The organism is Mycobacterium sp., from assembly GCF_049683935.1.
Lineage (GTDB): Bacteria > Actinomycetota > Actinomycetes > Mycobacteriales > Mycobacteriaceae > Mycobacterium.
Genome location: NZ_JBAUJR010000454.1, coordinates 1 through 4,925 on the forward strand (window position 1 = coordinate 1; position 4,925 = coordinate 4,925).

The window sequence follows — 4,925 nt, forward strand, 5'->3', positions numbered from 1 at the left end:
GGGTGTGGGCGTCCCCGGCGCTGGCGGCGGCGACGATGCTGGTGAGGTGCTCGGCGAGCTTGAGTGCCGGGCCTGGGACTTCGGGGCCCAGGTCGAGGAAGTGCTGCAGATCGGCGACCAACATGACCTGGTCACTGTATCGGCCACATAGCGCGACGGCCTGCTTCAGGTAGTGCTGGCGGTGCGTCGTTTGCGGGCATGAGCCAGTCGGTAAGAGCTGGTGCCGGTTTCGATGATCTGCCCGGCGAAGGTCAACCGGTCGACAATGGCCGCGCACAATCGTGGGTCGGTGAAGGTTTTGGTCCACGCCGAGAACGGTTCGTTGGAGGCGATCGCCACCGCCGAGCGTTCTTCGCGTTCGGTGAGCACCTGGAACAGCAGCTCCGCGCCGCGGCGGTCTAATCGCAGGTAGCCCAGCTCGTCGATCAGCAGCAAATCGACCCGGCCGTAGCGGGTGATCAACTTACTGAGCTGGGCGTCGTCGGCGGCTTCGACGAGCTCGTTGACCAGCTTGCTGGCCAATGTGTAGCGGACGCGGTAGCCAGCCTCGGCGGCCAGGGTTCCCAGTCCGATCAGCAGGTGGCTTTTGCCGGTCCCGGAGTCACCGATCAAGCACAATGGCTCACCGGCTTTGACCCAGGCGCAGGTGGCTAGGGTCCCGATCACCGCCGGGTTGATTGCCGGGTTGGCCTCAAAGGTGAACTCGTCGAGCCGTTTTAGCCGAGGAAACCCGGCGTCATGAATGCGGCGCTGCGCCCGGCGGCGGTCGCGGTCCTCGCATTCGGCGATCATCAGCTCCGAGAGGAAACCCAGGTAGGACTGTTGTTCGCGTTCGGCCGCGGCGGCGATCTCGGAGAAGCGGTCGCGGATCGTGGGCAGTCGCAGCATGCGGGCGCCCTGTTCGATCGCCGCGACCGCGGCCTGGTCGGTGACGGTGCGACGCTGCGTGCTCATGAGCTCTGCCGGCCCAGCAGGGTGTCGTAGGGGGCCACCGACGGCAGCGGACGCTCATCGACGAGCGCGGCGCCGAGGTGGTGGTGGGCGAGCAGGAGCACCTCCGCCGCGACGTCAGAGCTGTTCTGATGCCGGCCAGCGCCGGTGCGACGTTCGGCGGCCTTGCGGGCTTCCAACGCCACCACATCAGCATTGGCCGAGCCCACCGACAGGGCGGCACTGATGCCGGCCAACACATCTACGCGATCCAAGTGTCGGTGCAGCAGCAGCACTTCCACCAAGGCACGGGTGCCGGCGGCGTCGCCATAGGTCTTTCGGGCGGCAGCCCACCATGCGTCGTGTTCGGTGGTGAACATCTTGGCTGCCCGTGCCTGAGCCAGCGCGGTGGCCCCGGGCAGCGCCCCGGGTTTGCGGGCCAGGATCTCCAGATAGTGGTCCAAGTCCAGCACTTTGGTGCCCTTGCCGACCGCGCGGGGATGCCGCGCCACCACGGTGGTGCGGTCATAGACGGTGACGTGGGAAGCCGACAGTTTCACCCGCAGCCGGTGCCCGATGAACCTGGCCGGCACCGAGTACTGATTGCAGCGCACCATGATCTGGGCGTACCGATCCACCCGCGGGGTTACCGTCAACGCCGTATCAAACGGCTCGTCAGTGACCGGCCGCAGCGCCAGTTTCTCCAGTTCCCAGTCCTGGCCAACACTATTGGCGCGGTTGGCGATCCGACGGTAATCGTCAGCGTCATCAGCAGCGGCCAGCACAGCGTTGAGCTCGTCAATGGAGTCGACCACCGGCATCGGCACGCAGTGGTTGCGCCTGAATCGGCCACCCTCGCCCTCCACACCACCTTTCTCGTGGCTGCCGTCGTGACCGGGCCGGCAGTACCAGGCTTCGAAACCGTAGTGCGACCGGAAGGCGATCCAACGCTCGTTTTCCTGACGAGATCGCCCGAACAGCACCTGCTTGACCGCACTGTTGAGGTTGTCGTAGCGGATCTTGTCGACCGGCACGCCGCCGAGCCGGGCGAACCCATAGACGTGGCCTTCCAGGAACGCCTCCTGGCCTTGGGTCGCGAACGCCCGATGCGCTGAGCGCCCCGAGAACGACAACCGCATCGTGAACAGCGCAGTCTTGGTCTTCACCCCAGCCAGCACCACCCACAGATCATGGAAGTCGACCTCGGCCTCGGCTCCCGGCCGATATGTCTGAGGCACGAACCCTGCTTCCAACGCCCGGCCCGCTTCCGCCGCGACCTGCGGGCGACGTTTCCGGATATGGTCGCGCACCGTCGAATACGACAAACCGTCAGCGTCATGTTCATCGACCAGACGCGCCAAAACCCGTCGGGCGGTGTGGCGTTGCTTCTTCGGGGCATCCAGATCCGATCGCAGCATCTCATCGATCGCCGCTTTGAACGGCTCCAACCGGGGCGCCACCCGCTGAACCGTCCTGCGCGGCGGCGGCACTGCCGATTCCAACGCCTGGCGCACCGTGCGCCGATGCACCCGATACTTATCGGCTAGCGCCCGGATCGACAAACCCTCAACCCGATAATCCCGGCGGATCGCCGCGAACTGCTCCACCCTTGACCTCACTTTCCAGCCACCACCTCTCACCAGCGATCCGGGCTATCCGGAACCGCACGTGATCACTGTCAGGTGGGGCCACTTCACGTCGTCACAACCGACGCGGAGTGTCGTAAAGATGGGCCAAATCAGACCGTCACAACGGCACACCGCGACCACACAGGTGGAGCCATTCCCAGCCGTCCACCCGGGGCCAAATCAGGCTGTCACAGCCAATCGCGCATGCAGCACCGTGCACTGATCCAAGTAGTGGCTGGGGAACAGGTCCGACAACGCACCGATGTCGTAGCAGTCCGATTCTCCGCGTGACCACAGCGCACCCAGAACATGCCGTTGGAGCGCTCCGGGTCCCCGCGACACCCGATGATTCTAAGTGTGCCTCGAGCCATTTAAGTGTTGCCTGAAGCAAAGTCCCGTCGGATGTCCAGGTCAAAATTAGTGCTGGCCCACACCGTTGCACCGGTGCGGGCCAGCGAAGTGTCCCCACGTCTGAGGTCAGGAACATTCATGAGATTAGACCCTCCGCCCAAGCACGCGATGCGTGTCCACGAACTCGCCAAGGAGCTGGGGTGGCCCCCCGGGCGGCTCGTCGATGAACTGCGCAGCCGCGGCGAATGGGTGAAGTCGGCGATGAGCACTCTGGAGGCCCCGGTTGTGCGAGACATTCGGCGCGACTTCGCCGCCGCCAGCCCGGAGGCCGATCTCGAGAAATCCCTGGAACCAGCTTTCTACGGCGACTCCGCCGACTTGGCCGCCATCACCAGCGAGCCCGACGAGACGTTCGCCGAGGCCCTTGCGCGGGTCAAGGCTGAACCGTCGCGCCAACGAAAGTCGGCGACGTCGAAGGCCAACCGGTGGCACTTGCCGGTGCTGGAGGCGCTGCTCGACGAGATCATCGCGCAGCGCTCCGGACATCTCGGTCAGTCCTGTGGCGAGCCCTTCAGGTGGGAGCTGAAGAAGGCCGAGCAATGGCACGTGCAGTGGGCCAAGGCGCGCCTCACCGGTCTCGACGATGAGGACCCCATCGTCATCCAGTGGATCCGGCTCAGCGGTGGGCAGCGACCTCAGCTGGCAGCGGAGCTTTCCAGCGCGGACATCACCCCCGACGAGGCAGGTCTGAGGCTGGGGTACGGCGGGCGCATCGATCTACGGATGGACACGCTCTACGCCCGGTTCCGCGATCGGCGCCTTACCCGCTCAGAGGTGATCGTCGCGGTGCGTCAGTGGCGTCAGAACAACGCCACCGGCTGATCCACCCAGGACCTGTCGTTTCCGTGCTGCCCGCTCCGCGGGTTGCATACGGGTTTGACCAGTGCCCTTGTAGCGTTGCTAATCATGGCGACGGCAGGTGGGGGGGCACGCGGTGCCCTGATGGATCGCCTGATCAACAAGAACGACGCGGTCCGCAGTGAGGCCACCATTCAGTCCGACGTCCGAATGATGCTCCTAGATCCCGAACTGGGCCTGGCCGAGCAGGACCTAGATGTCGATTTGGAGACCCCGGCCGGTCACGGCCGCCGGATCGACGTCGAGGTGGGCTGCACCGTCATCGAGGTAAAGCGTTCACTGGCGGCGCCGGCGGCACTCGCCGCGGCGCGCCAGCAATTAGCCGGCTACGTGACGACTCGATCATCGGAAATGGGTCAACGCTACGTCGGCATCCTCACCGACGGCCGACAGTGGCTGGCCTACCACGAAGTGGACGGTGAACTGCGTCAAGCCACCCAGATTTCCACCGCCTCGGGTGACGCCGGCGCCGAGGAACTGCTGCGCTGGCTCGAAGGGGTCCTGGCCACCCGCAGGGCGATACTTCCGACCCCGATCGAGATTGCCGAACGTCTCGGCGCAACGAGTTCCTCACATGCTTTGGACTACTCGACGCTGGCCGCGATCTACGCCGTCGGCAAGGATCTGCCGACGGTGCGGTTGAAGCGCGAACTGTGGGTCAAGCTACTGCGCGGCGCCTTGGGCACGCAGTTCATCGACAGTGATGAGTTGTTCCTCGAACACACCCTGCTCGTCAACTCCGCCGAAATCATCGCCCACCTCGTCCTGGGATTGCAGGCTGAGGACCTAGCGCCGGCGACGCTGCTGTCAGGCGATCAGTTCGCCGTCGCGGGTCTGCACGGAGTCGTCGACCGGGACTTCTTCGACTGGGTGCTCGAAGTGCCCGACGGTGAGGGTTACGTCGCCTCGCTGGCTCGTCGACTGTCGCGTTTCGACTGGTCGGCCGTCGAGCACGACGTACTCAAGGTGCTCTACGAGTCGGTGATATCGGCGCAAACCCGCAAGGCACTCGGCGAGTACTACACCCCGGACTGGCTCGCCAATCGTATTGTCTCCCAAACGGTTACCGATCCACTTAATCAGCGGGTCCTCGATCCC

Annotated in this window: 3 protein-coding genes and 1 pseudogene; 2 read left to right on the plus strand and 2 right to left on the minus strand. The window is 65.0% G+C overall.

Annotated features, from left to right (window positions below):
• Positions 1-165 precede the first annotated feature (165 nt).
• On the minus strand, positions 166-954 hold the full coding sequence (istB, locus tag WA965_RS25335) for an IS21-like element helper ATPase IstB (protein ID WP_526301070.1): 789 nt from the start codon (positions 952-954) through the stop codon (positions 166-168).
• Positions 951-2,549 carry an IS21 family transposase gene (gene istA / locus WA965_RS25340; RefSeq protein ID WP_526301068.1) on the minus strand — a complete coding sequence of 533 codons (1,599 nt, stop codon included), beginning with the start codon at positions 2,547-2,549 and terminating at the stop codon, positions 951-953. Before istA ends, istB begins: the two co-directional genes overlap by 4 nt.
• Positions 2,550-3,047: 498 nt before the next feature.
• Here istA and WA965_RS25345 point away from each other — a divergent pair, with 498 nt between their 5' ends.
• Both WA965_RS25345 and WA965_RS25350 read left to right on the plus strand, forming a co-directional pair.
• A complete protein-coding gene (locus tag WA965_RS25345) occupies positions 3,048-3,791 on the plus strand; it encodes a translation initiation factor IF-2 N-terminal domain-containing protein (protein WP_526301066.1) in 744 nt (247 codons plus the stop codon).
• Positions 3,792-3,875: 84 nt separating this feature from the next.
• Positions 3,876-4,925, plus strand: a pseudogene (locus tag WA965_RS25350) (N-6 DNA methylase); the annotation flags it as partial.

Excerpts from the sequence above, each read along its gene's own strand:
- istB (WP_526301070.1), bottom strand. The coding sequence starts at position 954 with ATGAGCACGCAGCGTCGCACCGTCACCGACCAGGCCGCGGTCGCGGCG.
- WA965_RS25345 (WP_526301066.1), top strand. The coding sequence starts at position 3,048 with ATGAGATTAGACCCTCCGCCCAAGCACGCGATGCGTGTCCACGAACTC.